Genomic DNA, 20,485 nt, shown 5'->3' with positions numbered 1-20,485 from the left:
GCTCCGCAACCGCCGCCAAAGGAAACGTCCATGACCGCCACCATCGACACCGGCCTGTCCAAGGCCGAACGCGCCAATGTCACCCAGGAGCTCAGCAAGGTCCTGGCCGACAGCTTCGCGGTCTACATGAAGACGCACGGCTACCACTGGAACGTGCGGGGGCCGGAGTTCTTCACCTACCACAACCTGCTGGAGCAGCAGTACCGCGACATCTGGGACGCTCTGGACGACATCGCCGAGCGGATCCGGGCCCTGGGCGAGTTCGCGCCCCAGTCGCATTCGGCCTTCGCCAACCTGACCTCGATCAAGGACGGCGACCCCGAGAAGGACGCCTCGGCCATGCTGAGCGAGCTGATGAAGGACCACGAGACGGTCATCGCCACCTGCCGCACGGCCCTGACGGCGGCGGACGACGATGGCGACGACGTCTCGGTCGACCTGCTGACCCAGCGTCTGGCCGCGCACGAGAAGTTCGCCTGGATGCTGCGTTCGACCCTGGGCGGCCGCTAGGCCCCAGCACAGCCCTGGCCTGAAAAGCGCCGCGAAGGATGGGTAAGCCCCCGTCCTCGCGGCGCTCGCTTCAGGTCCCGAAAGCATTCATGAACGCATTCCTCGCCACGCCGATCGACTGGAACCGGGTGAAGACCCGCGTCCGTCGCTATGCGGCGGCGATGCCGGCGGCCCTTGCGGCCCTGGGCGTGGCCATGGCGGCGGGATCGACGGTGCGGTCCGATACCGATCGGATGGCCGAGGCGGTCGCGCGCGTCACGGGGGGCGACCTGACCCCACGCGGGCTGGCCGCCCTGTCGGCGCGGATGGACCCGGCGCAGATCGCCCTGGCCGATCGCTTCGACCCGAACGCGCGCCACATCATGCTGCTGGGTCTGACGCCGGGCTGGGAGAGCCTGACCCTGGCGGGCAAGCCGTCGCTGGACCTGGGGACCCATGGCCTGGAGGCCCAGCGGCTGAACGCGTCCATGCCCACGGCCATGGGCTCGCTGCGCCCGGCCCAGCCCTTCGTCTTCAACACCGCGAGTCCCGCCGACCGCCAACGCGCGCTGCGCTGCCTGACCCAGGGCGTCTATTACGAGGCCGCGTTGGAAAGCACCGCCGGTCAGGAGGCGGTGGCCCAGGTCATCCTGAACCGCGTGCGCGATCCCAACTATCCGAACACCGTCTGCGGCGTGGTCTTCGAAGGCGCCGAGCGCACCACCGGCTGCCAGTTCAGCTTCACCTGCGACGGGGCCCTCTCGCAGGCTCCGGTCGGCTGGGCCTGGGAGCGGGCCCGAAGCGTGGCCGAACGCGCCCTGGCCGGACACGTCCAGACCCAGGTGGGCACGGCGACCCATTATCATGCGGACTACGTCTACCCCTGGTGGTCGCCGACCCTGGCCAAGATCACCCAGATCGGGGCGCACATCTTCTATCGCTGGAAGGGCCTTCCCGGCGAGACCGCCGCCTTTCGACAGCGCTACAGCGGACGCGAGCCGGTGATCGACGAGGCGCGCTTCTCGCGGCCCCGCCTGATCACTCCACCGACCCTGCTGGCCGAGGCCGGCGACCTGAGCCCGGCCGATGCGGCCATCCTGGCGGCGGGCGGCGCCAATCTGCGCACCGTGGAGATCGACGGACACAGCCGCGTGGTGGGGGTGGCCAGCCTGGGCGGACGCCGTCCCGGAACCGCCGAGGAAATCGCCGCGATCAATGCCCGTCTGGCCACCTTGGAGACCGCCCCGGCCGCGGCCGAGTCCGCGCCCGGCGTCGCGTCGGGAGACGCCGGCATCGCCCGGATGGAGGTCGAGGAAGTCGGTCGCCCGGCCGGTTGACCGGCCGCGCTTGCAACCCGCCCGCCTCCCCGTGCATTTGACGCGATCCCCTCCTGTCGTTGCAAGAGAGACCGATTGACCGCTTCCCCGATAGATCGTCCGTCCTGGGCCGAAGGCGAGCGTCTCCAGACCTTACGCGCCTACGGTATTCTGGACACGCCGCGCGAGGCGGCGTTCGACGACATCGCGGCGCTGATCGCGGGGATCTTCGATGCGCCGATCGCGGTGGTGAACCTGATCGACGAGGGCCGTCAGTGGTTCAAGGCCGAGGTGGGGCTGGGCGTGCGCGAGACGCCGCTGGACACCTCGTTCTGCGCCCACGCCCTGCTGGAGACGGACGGCATGGTGGTGGCGGACGCCACGAAGGATCCCCGTTTCGCCTGCAATCCCCTGGTCACCGGTGAGACCAGCCTGCGGTTCTACGCCGGCCGGTTGCTGAAGACGGCCGACGGCGTGCCGCTGGGGACGCTGTGCGTGCTCGACACCAAGGTCCGGCCCGAGCCGCCGACGGCGCTGCAGATGCAGGCGCTCGACACCCTGGCGCGCCAGGTGATGGCTCAGTTCGACCTGCGTCTTGCGGTGCGGGAGCGGGAACAGGGCCTGGCCGACCTGGCCGAGAGCGAGGCCAAGTTTCGGGCCATCGCCGACTCCCTGCCGCAGATGGTGTGGTCGACTCGTCCGGACGGCTTTCACGACTACTACAACGCGCGCTGGTACGAGTTCACGGGCGTTCCGGCCGGATCGACCGACGGTGAGGGCTGGAACGGCATGTTCCACCCCGACGACCAGGACCGGGCCTGGGCCGCGTGGCAGCAATCGCTGCAGACGGGCGACCTGTACGAGATCGAATACCGTCTGCGCCGGGCCGACGGCATCTATCGCTGGACCCTGGGACGGGCCACGCCGATCCGTAACGCGGAGGGGACGATCACCCGCTGGTTCGGCACCTGCACCGACATCGACGACCTGAAGAAGATGGAGCAGGGCAAGGATCTGCTCAGCCAGGAACTGAGCCACCGGATCAAGAACATCTTCGCGGTGATCTCGGCGCTGATCGCCCTGTCCGCGCGCGAGTATCCGGAAGCTAAGGCCTTCGCCGGCGCGGTCCGGAACCGGATCGGCGCCCTGGCCCGCGCCCACGAATTCGTGCGGCCGCATTCCGAGGTTTCCCGCCCGACGGTGGGGGACACCACTTTGCACACCTTCCTCGGCGCGCTGTTCCAGCCCTATTCCGACAACGCCGGGCGGCCCCGCGTGCTGATCGACGGCGAGGACGCCGTCTTCGACGATCAGGCCGCCACCTCCGTGGCCCTGCTGTTCCACGAGTTGGCCACCAATGCTGCCAAATACGGCGCATTGTCGCGCGAAGACGGGCGTGTCCTTTTGAACACGCGGGCCGAACAAGAGCGGTTCATCCTGCGCTGGACCGAGGTCGGAGGCCCGCCGGTGACCGGCGTGCCCGCCCGCGCGGGCTTCGGCACCTCGCTGGCCACGCTTTCCGTCGAGGGTCAGTTGGGCGGCCGGCTGGAACGAAAATGGCTTTCGGAGGGTTTGGTGGTGGAAGCAAACCTTCCGGCCACGGCGCTTTCAAGACGTCGTGCGGCGCTCAAACTTTCCTAAACCCGGCTCTGGCACCCTTGCCAGCTTCCGGCCCGTCAAAACTGAAACAGAGACTGAAACCGAAGTACCATGACCGCGCGTATCCTGATCATCGAGGACGAAGCCCTGGTGGCCATGGAACTCCGCTTCGTGCTGGAGGATCTGGGTCACGAGGTGATCGCCACCGTCGCGGACGCGCGTGCGGCGCGCGACGTGGCGCGCGAGACGGTGATCGATCTCGCGCTGGTGGACATCCACCTGCAGGACGGGCCGACCGGCATCGAGCTGGGACGCGAGCTGGGTCAGGACATGGGCGTAAGCGTTCTGTTCATGACCGCCAATCCCGGGATGGTGCGCGATGGGGTCGCAGGCACGATCGGCGTGCTGACCAAGCCGAGCGACGAGCGCGCCGTGCAGACCGCGGTCGACTACGCCCTGCGCCGCCGCGAGGGCCGCCCGGTGGAGTACGCACCGCCCGAGCTGCGGTTGTTTGGTTGATCGGACGCCCGTGAGTTTTTCGACGTTTAAAGACGATGCCGGGTCCCGCGCCCGGATCGGTCAGTTAATCTATCGCAGCGTCAGCACCGGATCGGCCCGGGGTGCGATCGAGATCGCGGACATTCTGTACGAAGCGCGATCGAACAACCCGCGGATGGACATCACGGGGGTGCTCGCGGTCGTCGACAACACCTTCGTCCAGGTGCTGGAAGGACCGGATGAGGCGCTGGACCGCCTGATGACGGCGCTCGACGCGGATACGCGTCACACCGGAATGCGGGTCATGCAGCGCCGCCATGTCGAGCAGCGGACGTTCGGCGACTGGGCCATGGTCAGCCCCCGCCTGAGCCCGACCAGCACCGCCAGTCTGGGCCGTCTGCTGGTTGCGAACGACGACCGACTGGATTCCTACGTGCCGATCCTCACGTCCGCCCTGGAGGCGCAGGACCGGCTGGCCGACCACTGGGGCGGCCCCGACCGGAGCGGCGAGTCGGCCTGAGCCGGCCCCTCTACCAGACGCCGATCTTTTCCGCTTCCTGGTGGCTGATCGGATGGTGGGCGCGGGCGTGGTCCTCCTCGGCCAGGAAGCGCACGGCTTCCAGAGCCGCCATACAGCCCATCCCCGCCGCCGTGACGGCCTGGCGATAGACGTCGTCGGTCACGTCGCCGGCGGCATAGCAGCCCTCGACCTGGGTCGAGGTGGTGCCCGGCTTCACCACCAGATAGCCGCCCTGCTTGGTCTCCAGCTGGCCCAGGAACAGCTCCGACGACGGGGCATGGCCGATGGCGATGAAGACGCCGTCGGCCGAGCGCTCGTGGGTCTCGCCCGTCAGGGCGTTTTTCAGCCGGACGCCGGTGACGTTGGAGGCCACGCCGTCGTTCTGGCCCAGGATCTCGTCGACCGCATGGTTCCAGACCACCTCGACCTTGGGGTTGGCGAACAGCCGCTCCTGCAGGATCTTCTCGGCGCGCAGCTCGTCCTTGCGGTGGACCACGGTGACCTTGGCGGCGAAATTGGTCAGGAACAGCGCCTCCTCGACGGCGGTGTTGCCGCCGCCCACCACCACGACCTCCTTGCCGCGATAGAAGAAGCCGTCGCAGGTGGCGCAGGCGGAGACGCCGAAGCCCTGGTATCTCGCCTCGGACTCCAGACCCAGCCACTTGGCCTGGGCCCCGGTGGAGATGATCACGGTCTCGGCCAGGATCTCGGCGCCGGAGTCCAGCGTCAGGCGGAAGGGTCGCCGGGACAGGTCGCAGGCGACGACGATATCCTCGATGATCTCGGTGCCGACGTGGATCGCCTGGGCCTTCATCTGCTCCATCAGCCAGGGGCCCTGGATGGCCTCGGCGAAGCCGGGATAGTTCTCGACGTCGGTGGTGATGGTCAGCTGGCCGCCCGGCTGGATGCCGGCGATGACCACGGGGTTCAGGCTGGCGCGCGCGGCATAGATCGCGGCGGTCCAGCCGGCGGGGCCGGAACCGATGATGGCGACGCGGGTGGTTTTCGGATGGGTCATGAGTGCTATCTAGTCGCTGATTCCGCCGGGCGCGATGCCCGGCTTGCGGATCGCGGACGAAAGGATCGTCGCATGCAGGGACGCAGCTATATCGGCATCTTCATCGCGCTGGGCGCGACGCTGGGGGTGGCCCTCGGCTATGCCGTGGGAAACATCCTGATCGGTCTGATCGTCGGCTTCGCCCTGGGCATCGCCGTCGGGGCGGCGCTGGACGCACGGGGACGCCAGCGCGCCCGACGCGAGGGCGGCGGGGATGGCAGCGACGGGGGCGTCCTGTTCTTCGGGGCCGGCGGCGGCGGTCGCGCCAAGGACAGCCATGGCGACAACGACGGCGGGGCCGACGGCGGCGGTGACGGCGGCGGCGGCGGGGGTGGCGACTAGAGCCGGCCCATCCGCTCCAGGATGATTTGCGCCGCGCGGTCGGTCTCGGCCAGGGGCGGATAGGTCCAGGGCTCCAGGGATCCGTCGAACGGGCGGACCGCGCCCCGCGCCGTCAGATCCGCTTGCAGCCGCGCGAACTTGCCCGGGGCCTTGCGCGCGATCATGGGCAGAAGGTGGACCGGCCGGCCGGTCGTGGCGGCCTCCGCGGCCATGTTGGCGCTGTCCTCGGTGACCAGGATATGGTCGGCCGTCTGCAGGAAGGCAAACAGCGGATTGGGGCCCGTGTCGTCCCAGATCCAGCCCGGCAGGTCGGCCAGCCGCGCGGTCATGGCCGATCGGGCGGCGTCGGGCGTGCGACGCGAGAAGGTCAGCAGGATCGATCCGCCGACGGCGGCCACCGCCGTCGCGATCCGGTCGGCGAGGGCCAGGGCGTGGGCCTCGGTCAGGTCGAAGGCCTTGGACCGCCCGCCGATCAGCATGGCCACATGAGGGCGGGGCAGGGGGGCCAGTCGGCCGGCGAAGGCGGCGGCCGCCTCGCCCAGCCGCTGGGGGGTGATCCGGTTTGGCGAGCCGGTGATGGAGACCACATTCGGGCCCCCCAGCCGATCATGCGCGGGGGCCACCACCAGATCGAACCGGCCAGGATCCAGCCCGGGATCCTGGGTCTGGACCACGAAGGTCCGGCCGCCGCTCCGGGCCCGGGCGCGGAGCGACAGCGGCAGGCTGGCGCGCCCGGTGGCGATCCACAGGTCGGGCCAGGGATCATTGTCCGTCGGAAAGGGCGCGTCACCGGCCGGGTCCAGCAGGGCCGGCGTCTTCAGCGCGACCGGCAGCCAGTCGAACGTCGGCCGCCAGCGCACGCGCCGGACGGCGATCTCGGTCGGGGTCAGTCGGGCGACCGCCTCGGCCAGGCCGAGCGCCTGGTTCTCGATGCCCGCCCGGCCGTCGGTGACGACGCGGATGGAAAGGGGCTGTGCCCCTATTTCCACTCGACCTTGAGGATTTCGTAGGCCTTGACCCCGCCGGGGGTGTTGACCTCGACCGTGTCGCCCACGGCCTTGGAGATCATGGCCCGGGCGATGGGGGACGAGATCGAGATCTTGCCCTGTTTCACGTCGGCCTCGTGCTCGCCGACGATCTGGTAGCGGCCTTCGTCCTCGGTGTCCTCGTCGACCACGGTGACGGTGGCGCCGAACTTGACCTGGTCGCCGCTGAGCTTGGAGACGTCGATCACCTGGGCGCGGCTGATCTTGTCCTCGATCTCGGCGATCTGACCCTCGATCCAGCCCTGACGCTCCTTGGCGGCATGGTATTCGGCGTTTTCCGACAGGTCGCCGTGGTCGCGGGCCTCGGAAATGGCCGCGATCACGCTGGGCCGTTCCACCGACTTCAATTGCTTAAGCTGATCGTCGAGGGTGCGGTAACCCTCGGCCGTCATCGGCACTTTTTCCATGTGGTCGTGATTTTTCTGGGTTGTCGCCCGGTAAACCGGAGAGAGGACGGGGAAGAAACTCTGGCAAGCACTGAATCGCTGGGCGCGAGCGACCGGCCGAAAAGACTAGGGCAGAAGCAGCCCGAACTCAAGACGGCTTGACCGAGGCGTCAGCTGCGGGAGGGGGCGGACCGTCCATGCGACAGCGCGCGCCGGGCGACGCGGTACACGATCCACGACACCAGACCCGCGGCCAGCAGGGCGGCCAGACCGGACATCACCGCGACCCCCATGGCGATGAAGGCCAGGAACAGGACGACGGCGGCGGCCAGGGCGGCACAGATATGGAACATTCTCAGGCGCATGGGCGGATCAACGCCTGGTGTGCGCGTCGGTTGCGCACGGGACCGTCTCCACCCCGAGTCGCCCGGGTCAGGCGTAGGCGTAGGGTCCACCGCGCGCCAGGGCGCGCTGATACGCGGGCCGCGCATGGATGGCGGCCAGAAACGCCTTCAGGCGGGGCTTGTCGGGACCGTAGGGCGCGCGGCTGGCCCCGGCCTCCAGCGGGAAGCTCATCATGATGTCGGCGGCGCTGAAGCTGTCCCCGGCGAACCAGCCGGACTGCGCCAGTTCGGCCTCCCAATAGGCCGTGTGGGTAGCGATCTGAGGGTCGACGAAACCGGTCTGGGCCTTGGTGGCGATGGCCTTGACCAGGGGGCGGAGCAGACCCGGCGACCGCGTCGGCAGGGCCCCGAACACCAGTTTCAGCAGCAGGGGCGTCATGGCGGACCCCTCCGCATAGTGCAGCCAGTAGGTGAAGCGCCGGCCCTCGGCCGTGCCCGGCTGGGGCCTCAGCTCCGCCGTGGGGTAGGTCTCCAGCAGGTATTCGACGATCGCCCCGGTCTCGGCCACGACGATGTCGCCGTCCTGGATGACGGGCGACTTGCCCAGGGGGTGAATGGCGCGCAGTTCAGGCGGCGCCAGCATGGTTCGGGCGTCGCGCTCGTAGCGTTTGACCTCATAGGCCAGCCCCATCTCCTCCAGCAGCCACAGGACCCGCTGCGAGCGCGAGTTGTTCAGGTGATGGACGACGATCATGAGACGGCTCCGCTGGGTCGATACCTCATCCTAGCGGGATTGACGCCGGGGAGGGCAAGGCCCGTTCAGGAGGGGCGGCCGCTCCAGCGCTTGCGCGGGTGGGCCTGGCCCTGGGTCCGGCCGGCGCGGGGCTTGCCGGTCGGGGTCACGCCGTTCTGGCGATTCTGCCACAGCTCATAGGCGAGCGTGGCCAGGGCCAGCTTGCCGGCGTGGCGTCCGGCGAAACGACGACCGCCTTGCGACAGCAGAAGGCCGCCCAGGGCGGTGGCGATACGGGACAGGGCCATAGTCGTTCTCCTCAAGCTCGCAGGTTGAACGGCCGGACACCGCCGAAGTTCACTCGCATTGAGACGAACGATAGCATGTGCTATCAGCTGCGCATGGCTCAACTCCTCGTCAGAAACGTCGGCGACGACACGGTTGAGGCGCTGAAGCGCCGCGCGCTCGCCAATCAGCGTAGCGTTGAGGCTGAGCATCGCGCCCTTCTTGAGGAAGCCCTCGAGACGGAGCGGTTGAAGCAGGTTGAGCGGTTTCGCGCCCGCATCGACGCTCTGCATGAGACGATGAAGGGTCGCACCTTCACGCCGTCGGAAGTCGTGGTCCGCGAGATGCGCGACGAAAATTGATCGTTATCGATACCTCGGTCGCGCTCAAATGGGTGTTGCCAGAGCCGGGCGCCGAGCTGGCGAAGGACGCGCTGCAGCTGGCGCTGATCGCCCCCGACGTCTGGCGGGTTGAAGCTGCGAACGGTATCCGTCGTGCGGTTCGCGAAGGCGTCGGGACGCAAGCCGAGGCGCGGGAATGGCTTTCGATCCTCGACGACGCCCCTGTGCAGGACGTCGCCACCACGAGCGTGCTCAGACAGGGGCTCGACCTCGCCATGGCCCTGGGCCATCCGGTCGATGACTGCCTGTTCCTCGCTCTGGCGATCGACCGTGATTGCCGGTTGCTGACCTCGGACGACAAGTTCCGGCGGGTCGTCGTGGAGAAATCCGATCTGGCATCCCGGATCGTCATGTTGCCGGACCTGTTTCCATGACCCCAGAACCCCGCCTGACCAGCCTCGCCCATGGTGGCGGATGCGGCTGCAAGCTGTCACCCGGCATCCTGCGCGACATCCTGGCCGGCACGCCCCAGGCGGCGGTGTTCGCCAACCTGATGGTCGGCAACGAGACCGCCGACGACGCGGCGGTCTGGCGGCTGAACGACGCCCAGGCTCTGGTGGCGACGACCGACTTCTTCATGCCGGTGGTGGACGATCCGTTCGACTTCGGCCGGATCGCGGCGACCAACGCCCTGTCCGACGTCTACGCCATGGGCGGGCGGCCGATCTTCGCCCTGGCCCTGGTCGGCATGCCGGTCAACGTGCTGTCGGTCGAGACCATCGGCCGGATCCTGGCGGGCGGGGCCAGCGTCTGCGCCGCGGCCGGCATCCCCGTGGCGGGCGGCCATTCGATCGACAGCGTCGAGCCGATCTATGGGCTGGTGGCCCTGGGGCTGGTGCATCCGGACCGGGTGCTGACCAATGCCGGGGCGCGGGACGGCGACGTCCTGATCCTGACCAAGGGGCTGGGGGTCGGCATCCTGAGCGCGGCGTTGAAGCAGGAACGGCTGGACGCCGACGGCTATGCGACCCTGATCGCCTCGACGACCCAGCTGAACGCGGTCGGGGCCGATCTGGCCGAGCGGGGTGAGGTCCATGCGATGACCGACGTCACCGGCTTCGGCCTGCTGGGCCATGCGCTGGAGCTGGCGCGGGGGTCCGGTCTGTCGGTCGAGATCGAGGCGGGGGCCGTGCCCCTGCTGAACGGGGTGGAGGGTCTGGCGCGCGACGGACTGCGCACCGGGGCCTCGGGCCGGAACTGGGCCAGCTATGGCGAGGGGGTGACCCTGCCCGGCGGGTTCGAGGATTGGCGCAGGGATCTGCTGACCGATCCCCAGACGTCCGGCGGGCTGCTGGTCGCGGTCGCGCCGGAGGGGGCCGAGGCGGTCCTGACCCAGATCCGGGCCGCGGGCTTCGACCGCGCGGCCGTCGTGGGCCGGGTCACGGCGGGCGCGGGCGTGAGGGTCGTTTGATCCGTCGCACCACGGACCTGTCGGCGATCGCCCGGGCGGGGTTCGACGCCCTCATCGACGTGCGCAGCCCGGCCGAGTTCGCCGAGGATCATATCCCCGGGGCCATCAACCTGCCGGTGCTGGACGACGCCGAGCGGGCCGAGGTCGGGACGATCTATGTCCAGCAATCGAAATTCCTGGCGCGGAGGATCGGGGCGGCCAAGGTGGCGCGCAACATCGCGGCCCATCTGGACGGAGCCCTGAAGGACCGGGACGGCAGTTTCCGGCCGCTGGTCCACTGCTGGCGCGGGGGCCAGCGGTCGGGGGCGATGGTCTCCGTGATGGACCAGATCGGCTGGCCGGTGACCGTCCTGGACGGCGGCTACATGACCTGGCGGCGCACGGTGCAGACGGCCTTGTATGCCCCGGACGGCCCCTGGCGGGTGGTGCTGCTGGACGGGGGGACGGGGTCGGGCAAGACGGCGCTGCTGGAGCGGCTGGTGGCGCGGGGGGTGCAGACGCTCGATCTGGAGGGTCTGGCGGCGCATCGCGGTTCGCTGTTCGGGGCCCTGGCCGACCGACCCCAGCCGGCGCAGAAACTGTTCGAGAGCCGGCTGTTCGTCGCGCTGGAGGGGCTCGACCCCGCGCGGCCCGTGGTGGTCGAGGCCGAGTCCAGCCGCATCGGGGCGCGCACCGTGCCGCCCGCCCTGTGGGCCGCCATGGGCCGGGCCGAGGTGATCGAGGTCTCGGCCCCGGTCGCGGCCCGCGCGGCCTTCTCGGCCCGGGTCTATGCCGACATCGCCGCCGATCCCGCGGCGCTGGACGCCGCCCTGTCGCGCCTGCCGAAGCACCATTCGAAAGAGACGATCGAGGGCTGGAAGACGCTGGCGCGGGAGGGCGCGTTCAAGGCCCTGGCCGCCGCCCTGATCGCCGACCACTACGACCCCGCCTATCGCCGCATGTCGGCGCGACGCGACCGGCCTGTGCTGGGGCGGGTGGACATGGCGGACGTGTCGGATGAGGCGCTGGACCGGGCGGCGGGTGCCATCGCCGAGACCCTCTCCCAGAGGGAGAGGGCTTGAGCGCCCGAGAGCCATCAGGCGATCGGTCTTGCGCGAAAGGGTGAGGGATTATGCCCTCACCGGTTGGTACCGTAACCCCTCACCCTTTCGGCTAAGACGCATCGCCCCGCTTTGCGAGCCTCAAGCCCTCTCACTCTGGGAGAGGGAGAGCATCTCGATGATCCGGTCCGCCGCCTCGGCCGCCCCGTCCTCCTGCGCCGCCACGACACCCAGACGGGTGGCCGTCTCCTCGACCACCGGGTCCGTCAGCAGGCGCTCTAGCACCGTCGCGACGCGCCTGTCGCGGTAGGCCCGGCGGCTCAGCGTCGCGCCGCAGCCGAGGCGGACGATGCGGGCTGCGTTGTCGAACTGGTCGCCCAGATAGGGCACGATCAGCTGCGGTCGTCCCGCCCGCAGGGCCTGCTGCGTCGTGCCGACCCCGCCCTGGTGCACGACGGCGGCGGCGTGGGGGAACAGCAGGGAGAAGGGGGCGTAGCCGACGGCGATCGCGTCCGGCCCATCGGCGACGGACGGGTCGCCGTCGGGGCCGACCAGCAGGACGGCGCGGCGGCCGAGGCGCCGCGCGGCCTTCAGGCTTTCTGCGTAGAAGTCGCCGGGGTCGTTCACGACGGCGCTGCCCAGGGTGAAGACCAGGGGGGCGGGGCCGGCGGCCAGGAAGGCGGACAGGACCGGGGACAGGCCGACAGGACCGTCGGCCTCGCGGTCGTAGTGGGCCGGACCGACCACCGCGAACCCAGGCGGCGCGTCCGGCTGGGCCGGGCTCAGCAGCGGCGAATACAGACCCAGGGACAGCGCCCGGCCCTCCATCCCATCCATCAGCAGGTTGCGCCGCTCCGACGGCAAGTCCAGCGTCGCGCGGACGGTATTGACGCGACCGGTCCAGCGGGCGGTGCTCGCGCGGGCCATCGCGACGGTCATCCGGTTCAGGGCCAGGCCCAGGCCCCCTCGCGCCGGGAGCAGCCAGGGCGCGGCCTGCAGCCGGGGCGGGTCATAGGCCGAGAACACGACCGCCGGCTGCAGCGCCACCGGCACGAACGCGATCCCCAGACGCTCGGCCGCCATGGCCGCCCCGGCCGCGAAGGTCGCCCCCACGATGGCCGAGGCCCCGTCGGCCGCCTGAATCAGCTCCCGGGATCCTGACTCCAGATAGGGCAGCAGCAGCTTCTCGAACAGGAAGACGCTGGATCGGCCGATGGCGCGGGTCAGGGCGACCCGGTCCAGACCCAGCCGGGCCTCCAGCTCCGCCAGCGTCGGCCCGATGGGATGGAACACCAGCCCCTCGGCCCGGATCTTGTCGGCATACTCGGGCGAAGTGGCGATCTCCGCCTCAAACCCCCGCGCCTCCAGCGCCAGCGCCAGAGCGATGAAGGGATGCAGGTCGCCGAGCGATCCGGCGGTGGCGAGGACGATGCGGCGAGGAGACATGAGCGAAGGGCCTAGCACGCCCTCGAACGGTGCCTCCACCTTGAGAAGGACAAGGCTGAACCCTGTGCTAGCGTTCCCCCATGACCCGATCCCGCACCCGTTCCGTCCTGACCTCGCTGAGCCTGTGGGTGCTCATCGCCCTGGTCGGGGGGGTGGCGGCCGGGGCGGCGGCGCAGGCCTATGGAGTCCCGGGCGGGACGGGGACCATCGCCGTGGTCGATGCGGTGGGGCAGCTGTGGCTCAATGCGTTGCGGATGACGATCATCCCCCTGGTGTTCAGTCTGCTGGTCACCGGCATCGCCTCGATCGCCGACGCGGCGGCGTCGGGGCGACTGGCCTTGAAGGCGGTCCTCGTGTTCGCCGCCCTGCTGATCTTCGCCACGGTCTGGGCGGTCGCATCGTCGCTGGGGCTGCACGCGCTGTGGCCGATCGATCCGGCGGGGGCCCAGGCCCTGATCGCCGGGGCCCCGCCGGAGGCCGCCGGGGAGGTGGCGGGCAATGTGACCGGCGGCGGGTTCGAGGCCTTCCTGACCAGCCTGGCCCCGGCCAACCCGATCCGGGCGGCGGCCGACGACGCCATCCTGGCCATCGTGGTCTTCGCCATCGCCTTCGGGTTCGCCACGACGAAGCTGCCGGAACGCCTGCGCCAGCCCATCGCCCTGTTCTTCGAAGCGGTGGCCCAGACCATGATCGTGATCGTGCAGTGGGTGCTGGCCGTGGCACCCGTGGGGGTCTTCGCCCTGGCCATGGGGGTGGGGCTGCGGGCCGGACTGGGGGCGGCGGGGGTGCTGGGCCACTACATCGCCCTGGTCTGCCTGAGCCTGATCGGGCTGATCGTGATGACCTATGGCGTGGCGACGGTGTTCGGTCGGATCGGCCTGGGCCGGTTCGCCGCGGCCGTGGCCCCGGCCCAGGTGGTGGCTTTCTCGACCCAGTCGTCGCTGGCCTGCCTGCCGGTGATGGTCGAGCGGGCGACGACGCGGCTGGGCGTCTCGCCCGCGACCGCCGGCCTGGTCCTGCCCCTGGCGGTGGCCGTGTTCCGCATCACCTCGACGGTCGCCAACCTGGCGGTGGCCATCTATTGCGCGAGACTGTTCGGCGTCGACCTGTCGCCCCAGGTGCTGGTGGCCGGCAGTATCGCCGCCCTGGCCATCAGCGTCGGTACCGTCGGCCTGCCGGGCCAGGTGTCCTTCTTCGCCTCGATCGGCCCGATCTGCCTGGCCATGGGCATCCCGCTGCAGGTCCTGCCCCTGCTGCTGGCGGTCGAGGTCGTGCCGGACATCTTCCGCACCGTCGGCAACGTCACCGCAGACCTGGCGGCCGCGCGGATCGTCGAGGGGCGCGACGCGGTCGCGGACCCGGAGGCGGCGTCGGGAATCTAGCCGAGCTGGAGGGTGCCCCGATGCACCATGTCCAGCCCGACCACCGCCGTGGTCACCAGGCTGGACACGACATAGGCCAGGACGTTGACCGTCCACGACAGGCGAAGACGGCGGCTGGCGATCACGGTCGGAACCAGCAGCGCCAGGATGACGACGGCGGGCAGGGCCCAGGGGCCCCAGCCCATCAGATCGCTGATCCGCGCCTCGTCGTTCAAGTGAAGGACGCTGACCCCGGCCGCCACGGCGCGCATGAACAGGGCGAAATACAGCACCGCATAGGCCGTCAGGCTCTGCCGCCGCAGCACCAGGACAAAGGCGATCAGCGCCGTGACGACGGTCACCGCCGGCCCGGCCGCCGACATCAGGATCTGATCGATCGGCGTCATCGGCGTGCCGGGGATGACGCTGTTGATGCCGTAGGAGACGGGATAGCCCAGCGCCGCGCCGACCGCCCAGTGCGCCGCCTCGTGGACCAGGTAGGTGGCCACCGCAATGAGCGCGAAACGCCCATAGAAGCCGATCCCGACGCGCGTGGTGGTCATCCTGTCGTCTCCCCTTTTGCCAAGCCATGGCGGGGGTGAAACGACCTGTCGAGTTACGATCCGGTCATGAACGCGCCGGATCGGCCGCGCGATCAGCCGGCGGGCGCGACCTCGGCGGCCACGACGGGGGTCAGGATACAGCCGCCGGCCAGGCCCTGGGCGGCGGCGCAGGGGAAGGCCTCGCTGCTTCCGTCCTTGACGCGGAAGACATAGCCCTCGGCCCCCGAGCATTTGGCTTCGTAATAGGTGCCGTTGGCGCTGGCCCCCATGTAGCGGCCGTCGTCGACCACGCAGCCCGCGCCTTCGGTGCCGGCCAGCAGGGCCTGCAGGGTGGCGTTCTGCTCGGCCGGGGTGGTGAAGGCGCAGGTCGAGCCGGCCTTGACCACGGCCAGGCAGGGGATCTGGCTCCAGCCGGTGGCGGTTTCGGCGATGCGGGCTCCGTCGCGGCCGGCGCAGCCGATCTCATAGATGGCGCGTCCCTCGACCTGACCGATCGCCCGACCCTCGTCCATGGTGCAGGTGACCCCGGCAGCGCGGGCATAGGCGGCCATGGCCGCGTCGACGTTCAGATTGGCGGGCAGGGTGCAGGCGGCGGGCGGGCGGGCCGTGGGGTTGGCGGCCAGGGCGTGGCTGGCCGCCGTGTTGGCGACGACGCAGCCGGTGGCGACCGGCGGCGTCGAGGCGGTGATCAGATGGCCGGGCCCCTCGGCGCACGTGGTCTCGTACAGGTTCAGCCCGTCGTCGGTCGTGCCGCGCAGGATGCCCTGTGACACCACGCAGGTCACGCCGGCCGCCGTGGCGGCCGCGCGCGCGGCGCTGGCGTCTCCGTCCAGCCGGGTGGTCCGCTCGCGGTCGGACTCGCGGGCGGCGTCGGACAGGGCCTTCTCCATGTTGCGGCTGTATTCGCTCATGGCCCCCATGCCGAAGGTGTCCTTGGAGTCCGTGGTGCCGCCGACGGCCTGGGCCAGACTAGGCGACGCCGTCAGCAGTAGCGCCGCCAGGCCGGCGGCAGCGATCGCGCTCAGAGCGGGGAGCTTCGGCATTGGCGTTTCCTCGAATTCTTATTTTCAAAGAGGATTGGCCGGTATGACAGCGCTGTCAATCGATGGTTGCCCGCTTCGACGTTTCTGCGCGTGATCGCGCGGACGTGGCAGGCGACCGCCTCAGGCGGTCAGGGCGAGGGGCGCAACGGTACCCGGCCAGGCGACCGGGGGCAGGGCGGCGATCACCGGCTTGGCCAGCAGATAGCCCTGCATCAGCGTGACGCCCAGATCGCGCAGGGCGTCGTGTTCGCCCACCGTCTCGATCCCTTCGCAGACGGGCTCGATCCCCAGGTCGCGCAGCATGCCCAGGGTGTGGCGCACGATGGTCCGCTTGACCGGGTCGGTGTCGATGTCGCGCACCAGGGCCATGTCCAGCTTGACGATGTCCGGCTGGAACTTGCTGAGCAGCCCGAGGCCCGCATAGCCGGCCCCGAAGTCGTCGATCGCGGTCTTGAACCCCATGGCCCGGTACGAGCGCAGGATGTTCAGGATGTGATTGGTGTCCATCGACTCGTCCTCGGTGAACTCGAAGATGATCCGGTCAATGGGAAAGCCGGTGCGCATGGCGGCCGCCAGGGTCACGCGGATACAGGCGCGCGGCTCATAGACGGCGTTGGGCAGGAAATTGATCGACAGGTGCGACCCGCCGGCCGCCATGTCGAGCCCGGCCGCCAGCTCGATCGCGGTCTTGCGGCACAACTGGTCGAAGGCATAGCGGTTGTCGTGCGACACCTGGGCCAGCACCGCCCCCGCTCCGCTGCCGTCCTGGCCCCGCACCAGGGCCTCATAGGCGAAGACCGTCTGGGTTTCGATGTTGGCGATCGGCTGGAACGCCATGGTGATCGGCAGATCGAATCCGGTTCCGTCCCGGCACGCAACACACGACATAGCTCAGGTCCTCTAAGAGCCCTGACCCTCGCGCATAAATCTTAAAATAAGTTGTCGCACCCCCTCGACTGCACCGAAATGTGGGGCTTGGCTCAACCCCAGCGAGAGGGTCGGGACGCCAGGGCGTCGAGCGAGTCGATGAAGGCCGCATGGCTTTCCAGGCCCTCGACAGCCCCGGGCCTCAGGGCCAGTTCGGCGGCTTCGGCGGACAGGGCGCGCACCTCCGCGCTCCGGCTGGGGCCCAGGGCGGCCAGGCTGCGCGCCCGCGAGCGCACCAGGATCAGGGCGGCGTCCGGATAGCGCCCCTCGAGCCGGGCGATCCACAGCAGGGCCTCCTCGCCCAGCCCCCGCAGGTCGCCGGCGCGCGCTCGGATCATGGCGGCGGCCTCGCGCAGCGCCGGCCAGGCCATCAGGAAGGCCAGCCCGCGGGTGGCGTCGCCCCAGCCCGCTGCCACCGCGTGGGCGCGATCGATCGCCTCGACATCGTCGAAATCGGCCAGGCGCGAGACGAAGGCCCGCAGGGCGGTCTCGTCCAGACTGCGTTCGAAGGCGGCCCAGCGCGCGCGCTGGGCGTCCTCGGTCCGGCCCTCGGCCTCCAGCACCTCGATCTCGGCGGCGTCCCAAACCGGCGACGGCTCGGGCGGGAGATCGGCCTCGCGTCGGCGCGACGAGGCCGTGGGGCGCGGTCGGGCGCGGTCCAGAGCCTCGCGGGCCGCCTCCGCCAGGCCCGCCGCCGCCAGCCGTCGCGCCACCTGGGCCCCCACCTCGGGCCGGGCGCGATCCTCGGGGGCGAAGGTACCGGCCCAGGCCCGGGCGTCGCCGGCGCGATCGGCCAGCTTGCGCACCACCAGGGCCCGCCGCCCGGTCGGGGACGGCCGGCCGGCGGTCAGCGCCTCCAGCAGGCGCATCGCCAGGGCCGGGCTCATCGTCGTGGCGGCGCGTCCGATCCAGCCGCCCCATTCCGACAGCCGGGTCTCGACCGCCTCGGCCAGGACCGGGGCGGCCCGGTCGGGCCCGGCGGCGGTGGCGACGGCCCCCAGGTCCTCGGCGGCGGCGAAGAACAGGTCGGACAGCTCGCCCTTGGGGTCCTTCACCCGGGTGGTCAGGCCTGGATACAGGTCCAGCCAGGCCGACAGCCGGTCCAGGGCGGCCCCGGCGTCGTTGGGGGCCAGCCGCTCGACGATGGCGCGGCGATGGACCTGAAGATCGGCGATCAGCTCCGGCCGCTTGCGCCACGACACCCGGGTCCGGCTGGCCGCCAGGGCGTTCATCCGCTTGTCGATCTCCAGCGCCAGATCGCCGGGGCCGACCTCGGCCGCCAGCTCCAGCTTCAGCCGGCGCTTCAGATTGGTGTCCCCGACCGTCGCCTCGATCAGCAGCGTCGCCAGCCGCTCGGCCCCCAGGGCGGCCAAGTTGGCGGTCGACAGGGTCTTGCGGGCGGAACTGGAACGCGGGGCCATACGGCCATCAACGGGCTGCGCCGACCCAGGTCAACCGCCGGGCGTCGCGCAAGGCCGTTGACGCGAATCTGCGAAGCTGTTCGGCTACCGTTCACATGTGGGCCCCCAAACGGGTCCATCACGTTGGCAGGAGGGTCGCATGGCCCAGATTAGCTACTCGGATCTTTACGGCATCGCCCACGAGCGCGGGTTCGACGAGGTCATCGCCGCCGGCGACATGGTGCGCACCGGACCCAACCTGTTTCCGCACTACACGGTTATCGCGGTGGACGGGGACAAGGCCTGGCTGCGCGATGTGCAGACCGGGGTCGATGCCCTGGCGGACCTGGGCCGCTGTCGCAAGATCAACGGACCGTCGACCCCCGAGGAAGACTGAACCAACGACTCCGCGGGGAATGAGCCAGCCCCCGCCGACCTGTGCCCCGGAGAGTGCGCCATATCCGCCTTCATGTTCGCCACGGGGATCGAGAATTCCATCCCGCGCATCAAGAACGGGACGGTGCGCGTCGATCAGATGGAGGTGTGCGGACATTACCGTCACTGGCGCCGGGATTTCGACTGTGTCGAGGAACTGGGCATCCGCTTCCTGCGCTACGGCCCGCCGCTGCACACCACCCTGATCGGGCCCGGCCGGTACGACTGGTCATTCGCCGACGAGACCTTCGCGGACCTGTTCCGGCGCCGTCTGATCCCGATCGTCGACCTGTGCCATTTCGGCGTGCCCGACTGGCTTGGCGACTTCCAGAATCCGGATTTCCCCGTCCATTTCGAGGCCTATGCCCGCGCCTTCGCGATGCGGTTTCCCTGGGTCCAGTTCTACACGCCGGTCAATGAGATGTTCATCTGCGCCACCTTCTCGGCGCGCTATGGCTGGTGGAACGAACAGGGGACCAGCGACCAGACCTATGTCACCGCGTTGAAAAACATCGTCCGCGCCAATGTTCTGGCGATGGAGGCGATCCTGGCCGTCCGGCCCGACGCCATCTTCATCCAGAGCGAGTCGTCCGAATATTTCCACGCCGAGACGCCGGCGGCCATCGGGCCGGCCGAGACGCTGAACGGCCAGCGGTTCCTGACGCTGGACCTGAACTACGGCCATCGGGTCGACTCCGGCGTCTACGAGTACCTGATGGACAACGGGATGACCCGGGACGAGTACCATTTCTTCCTGGGGCGGCGGCTGCGCCAGCACTGTATCCTGGGCAACGACTACTACTGGACCAACGAGCACCGGGTTGCGGCCGACGGCAGCACCCGCGCCTCGGGCGAGATCTTCGGCTACAGCGAGATCACCCGTCAGTACTACAACCGCTACAAGCTGCCGGTGATGCACACCGAGACCAATCTCGCCGAGGGCCCGAACGGGGACGAGGCGGTGAACTGGCTCTGGAAACAGTGGGCCAACGTCCTGAGGGTCAGGAACGACGGGGTGCCGACGCTGGGCTTCACCTGGTATTCGCTGACCGACCAGGTCGACTGGGACTCCGCCCTGCGCGAGCAGAACGGGACGGTGAACCCGCTGGGCCTCTATGATCTGGACCGCAACATCCGGGCCGTCGGGCGATCGTACCAGCAGCTGATCCGCGACTGGGGCGAAGTCCTGCCGACCCAGAGCGTCTGCCTGAGCCTGCCGGTCGTTCCGCCCGAGGACTACGGCGATCACCACTCCCGCGAACAGTCGCGCGAGGCCGTCGAACAGCGGCGCGAAGAGCTGGACGACGCCTGACGGAACCGATCGCCGCCTTTCGTGTTGGGGTTTCGGAGACGTTCATGACCCCGACGGCCGCGCATACCCTGGTGAACGGCGACGAGATTGTCACCGACGCCGATCCGGGCGTGCGCTACACCGTCGTCGCCGTCCATGAGCGCAAGGCCTGGATCCGCGGGATGACGGGCCAGAGCGAGATGATCGTCGATCATCACCGCTGTTCGCCGGTACGGCTGCTGAACTAGCCGATCAGACGACCCGGGCGTTCGCCAGCAGCGCCCAGACGATCATTCCCACGCCCGCCAGATGCAGCAGGATGGTCGCCCCCAGACGGCTGCGGAACGGTTCCTTGCGGGTCTTGTGGCGCAGCAGGTGCTGACCCAGCCAGGCCCCGAACCCGCCGAACAGGGCGGCGGTCAGCAAGGTGCGCTCTGGCGTGCGGCGCACGCCCGCCGCCGCCGCCCGCTTGTCGATCCAGAAGCGGGCGAAGGCGTGCAGGTTGGCCAGGGCCAGAAGGATCAGGAACAGATCGATCCGGCTCAGCGCCAT

The 20,485-nt window shown here is 69.8% G+C and carries 26 protein-coding genes; 14 read left to right on the top strand and 12 right to left on the bottom strand.

Going from position 1 to position 20,485, the window contains the following annotated elements; all coding sequences use genetic code 11:
• Positions 1-30: 30 nt before the first annotated feature.
• The 5 genes from BZG35_RS14960 (at position 31) to BZG35_RS14940 (ending at position 4,422) form a co-directional block, all read left to right on the top strand.
• Positions 31-510, top strand: a complete 480-nt coding sequence (locus BZG35_RS14960; protein ID WP_077356792.1) for a Dps family protein — start codon at positions 31-33, stop codon at positions 508-510.
• Positions 511-599: 89 nt separating this feature from the next.
• Positions 600-1,826 (top strand): cell wall hydrolase, encoded by a 1,227-nt coding sequence (locus BZG35_RS14955; protein ID WP_077356790.1) that lies wholly within the window; start codon positions 600-602, stop codon positions 1,824-1,826.
• A gap of 75 nt (positions 1,827-1,901) precedes the next feature.
• Entirely contained in the window at positions 1,902-3,446 is a 1,545-nt protein-coding gene (locus BZG35_RS14950; RefSeq protein ID WP_077356788.1) for a sensor histidine kinase, read from the top strand.
• A 69-nt stretch (positions 3,447-3,515) separates the two neighbouring features.
• On the top strand, positions 3,516-3,923 hold the full coding sequence (locus BZG35_RS14945; protein WP_077356786.1) for a response regulator: 408 nt from the start codon (positions 3,516-3,518) through the stop codon (positions 3,921-3,923).
• Positions 3,924-3,933: 10 nt separating this feature from the next.
• A complete protein-coding gene (locus BZG35_RS14940) occupies positions 3,934-4,422 on the top strand; it encodes a BLUF domain-containing protein (protein ID WP_171981974.1) in 489 nt (162 codons plus the stop codon).
• A gap of 10 nt (positions 4,423-4,432) precedes the next feature.
• On the opposite strand, the gene trxB is transcribed toward BZG35_RS14940, so the two are convergent.
• The gene (gene trxB / locus BZG35_RS14935) at positions 4,433-5,440 is read right to left on the bottom strand and encodes a thioredoxin-disulfide reductase (RefSeq protein WP_077356782.1); all 1,008 of its coding nucleotides are present in this window, start codon (positions 5,438-5,440) and stop codon (positions 4,433-4,435) included.
• Positions 5,441-5,512: 72 nt separating this feature from the next.
• Between trxB and BZG35_RS17735 the strand changes: the two genes are divergently transcribed.
• Positions 5,513-5,821, top strand: coding sequence for a hypothetical protein (locus BZG35_RS17735; RefSeq protein ID WP_150126059.1), 309 nt, complete (start codon positions 5,513-5,515; stop codon positions 5,819-5,821).
• On the opposite strand, the gene BZG35_RS14925 is transcribed toward BZG35_RS17735, so the two are convergent.
• The 5 genes from BZG35_RS14925 to BZG35_RS14905 all read right to left on the bottom strand — a co-directional run bounded on the left by BZG35_RS14925 (position 5,818) and on the right by BZG35_RS14905 (position 8,638).
• Entirely contained in the window at positions 5,818-6,810 is a 993-nt protein-coding gene (locus tag BZG35_RS14925) for a mitochondrial fission ELM1 family protein (RefSeq protein ID WP_077356778.1), read from the bottom strand. The genes BZG35_RS17735 and BZG35_RS14925 overlap by 4 nt on opposite strands.
• Positions 6,801-7,274: a transcription elongation factor GreA gene (gene greA, locus BZG35_RS14920; RefSeq protein ID WP_077356776.1), complete on the bottom strand. Its 474-nt coding sequence runs from the start codon at positions 7,272-7,274 to the stop codon at positions 6,801-6,803. The genes BZG35_RS14925 and greA overlap by 10 nt, the downstream gene beginning before the upstream one ends.
• Positions 7,275-7,423: 149 nt before the next feature.
• Positions 7,424-7,618, bottom strand: coding sequence for a hypothetical protein (locus BZG35_RS14915; protein ID WP_077356774.1), 195 nt, complete (start codon positions 7,616-7,618; stop codon positions 7,424-7,426).
• A gap of 67 nt (positions 7,619-7,685) precedes the next feature.
• On the bottom strand, positions 7,686-8,351 hold the full coding sequence (locus BZG35_RS14910) for a glutathione S-transferase family protein (RefSeq protein WP_077356772.1): 666 nt from the start codon (positions 8,349-8,351) through the stop codon (positions 7,686-7,688).
• Positions 8,352-8,416: 65 nt separating this feature from the next.
• Positions 8,417-8,638, bottom strand: a complete 222-nt coding sequence (locus tag BZG35_RS14905) for a cysteine protease (protein WP_077356770.1) — start codon at positions 8,636-8,638, stop codon at positions 8,417-8,419.
• Between the two features lie 75 nt (positions 8,639-8,713).
• Between BZG35_RS14905 and BZG35_RS14900 the strand changes: the two genes are divergently transcribed.
• The 4 genes from BZG35_RS14900 to mnmH are packed head-to-tail and all read left to right on the top strand — an operon-like array spanning position 8,714 to position 11,488.
• A complete protein-coding gene (locus BZG35_RS14900; protein ID WP_253189192.1) occupies positions 8,714-8,977 on the top strand; it encodes a hypothetical protein in 264 nt (87 codons plus the stop codon).
• Complete coding sequence (locus BZG35_RS14895) at positions 8,974-9,390, top strand: type II toxin-antitoxin system VapC family toxin (protein ID WP_077356768.1); 417 nt, start codon at positions 8,974-8,976, stop codon at positions 9,388-9,390. The genes BZG35_RS14900 and BZG35_RS14895 overlap by 4 nt, the downstream gene beginning before the upstream one ends.
• Complete coding sequence (gene selD, locus BZG35_RS14890; protein ID WP_077356766.1) at positions 9,387-10,427, top strand: selenide, water dikinase SelD; 1,041 nt, start codon at positions 9,387-9,389, stop codon at positions 10,425-10,427. The genes BZG35_RS14895 and selD overlap by 4 nt, the downstream gene beginning before the upstream one ends.
• Positions 10,424-11,488: a tRNA 2-selenouridine(34) synthase MnmH gene (gene mnmH / locus BZG35_RS14885; protein ID WP_077356764.1), complete on the top strand. Its 1,065-nt coding sequence runs from the start codon at positions 10,424-10,426 to the stop codon at positions 11,486-11,488. The genes selD and mnmH overlap by 4 nt, the downstream gene beginning before the upstream one ends.
• 120 nt (positions 11,489-11,608) lie before the next feature.
• Here mnmH and BZG35_RS14880 read toward each other — a convergent pair whose 3' ends face one another.
• Entirely contained in the window at positions 11,609-12,913 is a 1,305-nt protein-coding gene (locus BZG35_RS14880) for a glycosyltransferase (RefSeq protein WP_077356762.1), read from the bottom strand.
• Positions 12,914-12,993: 80 nt separating this feature from the next.
• Between BZG35_RS14880 and BZG35_RS14875 the strand changes: the two genes are divergently transcribed.
• On the top strand, positions 12,994-14,295 hold the full coding sequence (locus BZG35_RS14875) for a dicarboxylate/amino acid:cation symporter (RefSeq protein WP_077356760.1): 1,302 nt from the start codon (positions 12,994-12,996) through the stop codon (positions 14,293-14,295).
• Here the strand turns inward: BZG35_RS14875 and BZG35_RS14870 are convergent.
• The 4 genes from BZG35_RS14870 to BZG35_RS14855 form a co-directional block, all read right to left on the bottom strand.
• Positions 14,292-14,837: a hypothetical protein gene (locus tag BZG35_RS14870; RefSeq protein WP_077356758.1), complete on the bottom strand. Its 546-nt coding sequence runs from the start codon at positions 14,835-14,837 to the stop codon at positions 14,292-14,294. The genes BZG35_RS14875 and BZG35_RS14870 overlap by 4 nt on opposite strands.
• A 92-nt stretch (positions 14,838-14,929) precedes the next feature.
• The gene (locus BZG35_RS14865) at positions 14,930-15,880 is read right to left on the bottom strand and encodes a hypothetical protein (RefSeq protein WP_077356756.1); all 951 of its coding nucleotides are present in this window, start codon (positions 15,878-15,880) and stop codon (positions 14,930-14,932) included.
• A 120-nt stretch (positions 15,881-16,000) separates the two neighbouring features.
• Complete coding sequence (locus tag BZG35_RS14860) at positions 16,001-16,768, bottom strand: EAL domain-containing protein (RefSeq protein ID WP_077356754.1); 768 nt, start codon at positions 16,766-16,768, stop codon at positions 16,001-16,003.
• A gap of 92 nt (positions 16,769-16,860) precedes the next feature.
• Complete coding sequence (locus BZG35_RS14855) at positions 16,861-18,228, bottom strand: DUF6880 family protein (RefSeq protein ID WP_216351856.1); 1,368 nt, start codon at positions 18,226-18,228, stop codon at positions 16,861-16,863.
• 139 nt (positions 18,229-18,367) lie between these two features.
• On the opposite strand from BZG35_RS14855, the gene BZG35_RS14850 reads away from it, so the two are divergent.
• The 3 genes from BZG35_RS14850 (at position 18,368) to BZG35_RS14840 (ending at position 20,181) form a co-directional block, all read left to right on the top strand.
• Positions 18,368-18,604, top strand: a complete 237-nt coding sequence (locus tag BZG35_RS14850) for a hypothetical protein (RefSeq protein ID WP_077356752.1) — start codon at positions 18,368-18,370, stop codon at positions 18,602-18,604.
• A 72-nt stretch (positions 18,605-18,676) separates the two neighbouring features.
• Entirely contained in the window at positions 18,677-19,954 is a 1,278-nt protein-coding gene (locus BZG35_RS14845; RefSeq protein ID WP_077356750.1) for a family 1 glycosylhydrolase, read from the top strand.
• Between the two features lie 44 nt (positions 19,955-19,998).
• On the top strand, positions 19,999-20,181 hold the full coding sequence (locus tag BZG35_RS14840) for a hypothetical protein (RefSeq protein ID WP_077356748.1): 183 nt from the start codon (positions 19,999-20,001) through the stop codon (positions 20,179-20,181).
• 4 nt (positions 20,182-20,185) lie between these two features.
• Here the strand turns inward: BZG35_RS14840 and BZG35_RS14835 are convergent, their stop codons facing one another.
• Positions 20,186-20,485, bottom strand: coding sequence for a DUF1294 domain-containing protein (locus BZG35_RS14835; RefSeq protein ID WP_216351855.1), 300 nt, complete (start codon positions 20,483-20,485; stop codon positions 20,186-20,188).

It is taken from the genome of Brevundimonas sp. LM2 (genome assembly GCF_002002865.1).
In the GTDB taxonomy this organism is placed as follows: domain Bacteria; phylum Pseudomonadota; class Alphaproteobacteria; order Caulobacterales; family Caulobacteraceae; genus Brevundimonas.
Note: the sequence above shows the minus strand (reverse complement) of the source record. Positions and strands in the feature narration are given on the sequence as shown.

Bases quoted from the DNA above. Each gene is read 5' to 3' on its own strand.
- BZG35_RS14960 (WP_077356792.1), top strand. From the start codon at position 31: ATGACCGCCACCATCGACACCGGCCTGTCCAAGGCCGAACGCGCCAAT.
- BZG35_RS14955 (WP_077356790.1), top strand. From the start codon at position 600: ATGAACGCATTCCTCGCCACGCCGATCGACTGGAACCGGGTGAAGACC.
- BZG35_RS14945 (WP_077356786.1), top strand. From the start codon at position 3,516: ATGACCGCGCGTATCCTGATCATCGAGGACGAAGCCCTGGTGGCCATG.
- trxB (WP_077356782.1), bottom strand. From the start codon at position 5,440: ATGACCCATCCGAAAACCACCCGCGTCGCCATCATCGGTTCCGGCCCC.
- BZG35_RS17735 (WP_150126059.1), top strand. From the start codon at position 5,513: ATGCAGGGACGCAGCTATATCGGCATCTTCATCGCGCTGGGCGCGACG.
- greA (WP_077356776.1), bottom strand. From the start codon at position 7,274: ATGGAAAAAGTGCCGATGACGGCCGAGGGTTACCGCACCCTCGACGAT.
- BZG35_RS14915 (WP_077356774.1), bottom strand. From the start codon at position 7,618: ATGCGCCTGAGAATGTTCCATATCTGTGCCGCCCTGGCCGCCGCCGTC.
- BZG35_RS14910 (WP_077356772.1), bottom strand. From the start codon at position 8,351: ATGATCGTCGTCCATCACCTGAACAACTCGCGCTCGCAGCGGGTCCTG.
- BZG35_RS14905 (WP_077356770.1), bottom strand. From the start codon at position 8,638: ATGGCCCTGTCCCGTATCGCCACCGCCCTGGGCGGCCTTCTGCTGTCG.
- BZG35_RS14900 (WP_253189192.1), top strand. From the start codon at position 8,714: ATGTGCTATCAGCTGCGCATGGCTCAACTCCTCGTCAGAAACGTCGGC.
- selD (WP_077356766.1), top strand. From the start codon at position 9,387: ATGACCCCAGAACCCCGCCTGACCAGCCTCGCCCATGGTGGCGGATGC.
- BZG35_RS14880 (WP_077356762.1), bottom strand. From the start codon at position 12,913: ATGTCTCCTCGCCGCATCGTCCTCGCCACCGCCGGATCGCTCGGCGAC.
- BZG35_RS14875 (WP_077356760.1), top strand. From the start codon at position 12,994: ATGACCCGATCCCGCACCCGTTCCGTCCTGACCTCGCTGAGCCTGTGG.
- BZG35_RS14870 (WP_077356758.1), bottom strand. From the start codon at position 14,837: ATGACCACCACGCGCGTCGGGATCGGCTTCTATGGGCGTTTCGCGCTC.
- BZG35_RS14865 (WP_077356756.1), bottom strand. From the start codon at position 15,880: ATGCCGAAGCTCCCCGCTCTGAGCGCGATCGCTGCCGCCGGCCTGGCG.
- BZG35_RS14860 (WP_077356754.1), bottom strand. From the start codon at position 16,768: ATGTCGTGTGTTGCGTGCCGGGACGGAACCGGATTCGATCTGCCGATC.
- BZG35_RS14855 (WP_216351856.1), bottom strand. From the start codon at position 18,228: ATGGCCCCGCGTTCCAGTTCCGCCCGCAAGACCCTGTCGACCGCCAAC.
- BZG35_RS14850 (WP_077356752.1), top strand. From the start codon at position 18,368: ATGGCCCAGATTAGCTACTCGGATCTTTACGGCATCGCCCACGAGCGC.
- BZG35_RS14845 (WP_077356750.1), top strand. From the start codon at position 18,677: ATGTTCGCCACGGGGATCGAGAATTCCATCCCGCGCATCAAGAACGGG.
- BZG35_RS14840 (WP_077356748.1), top strand. From the start codon at position 19,999: ATGACCCCGACGGCCGCGCATACCCTGGTGAACGGCGACGAGATTGTC.
- BZG35_RS14835 (WP_216351855.1), bottom strand. From the start codon at position 20,485: ATGGCGCTGAGCCGGATCGATCTGTTCCTGATCCTTCTGGCCCTGGCC.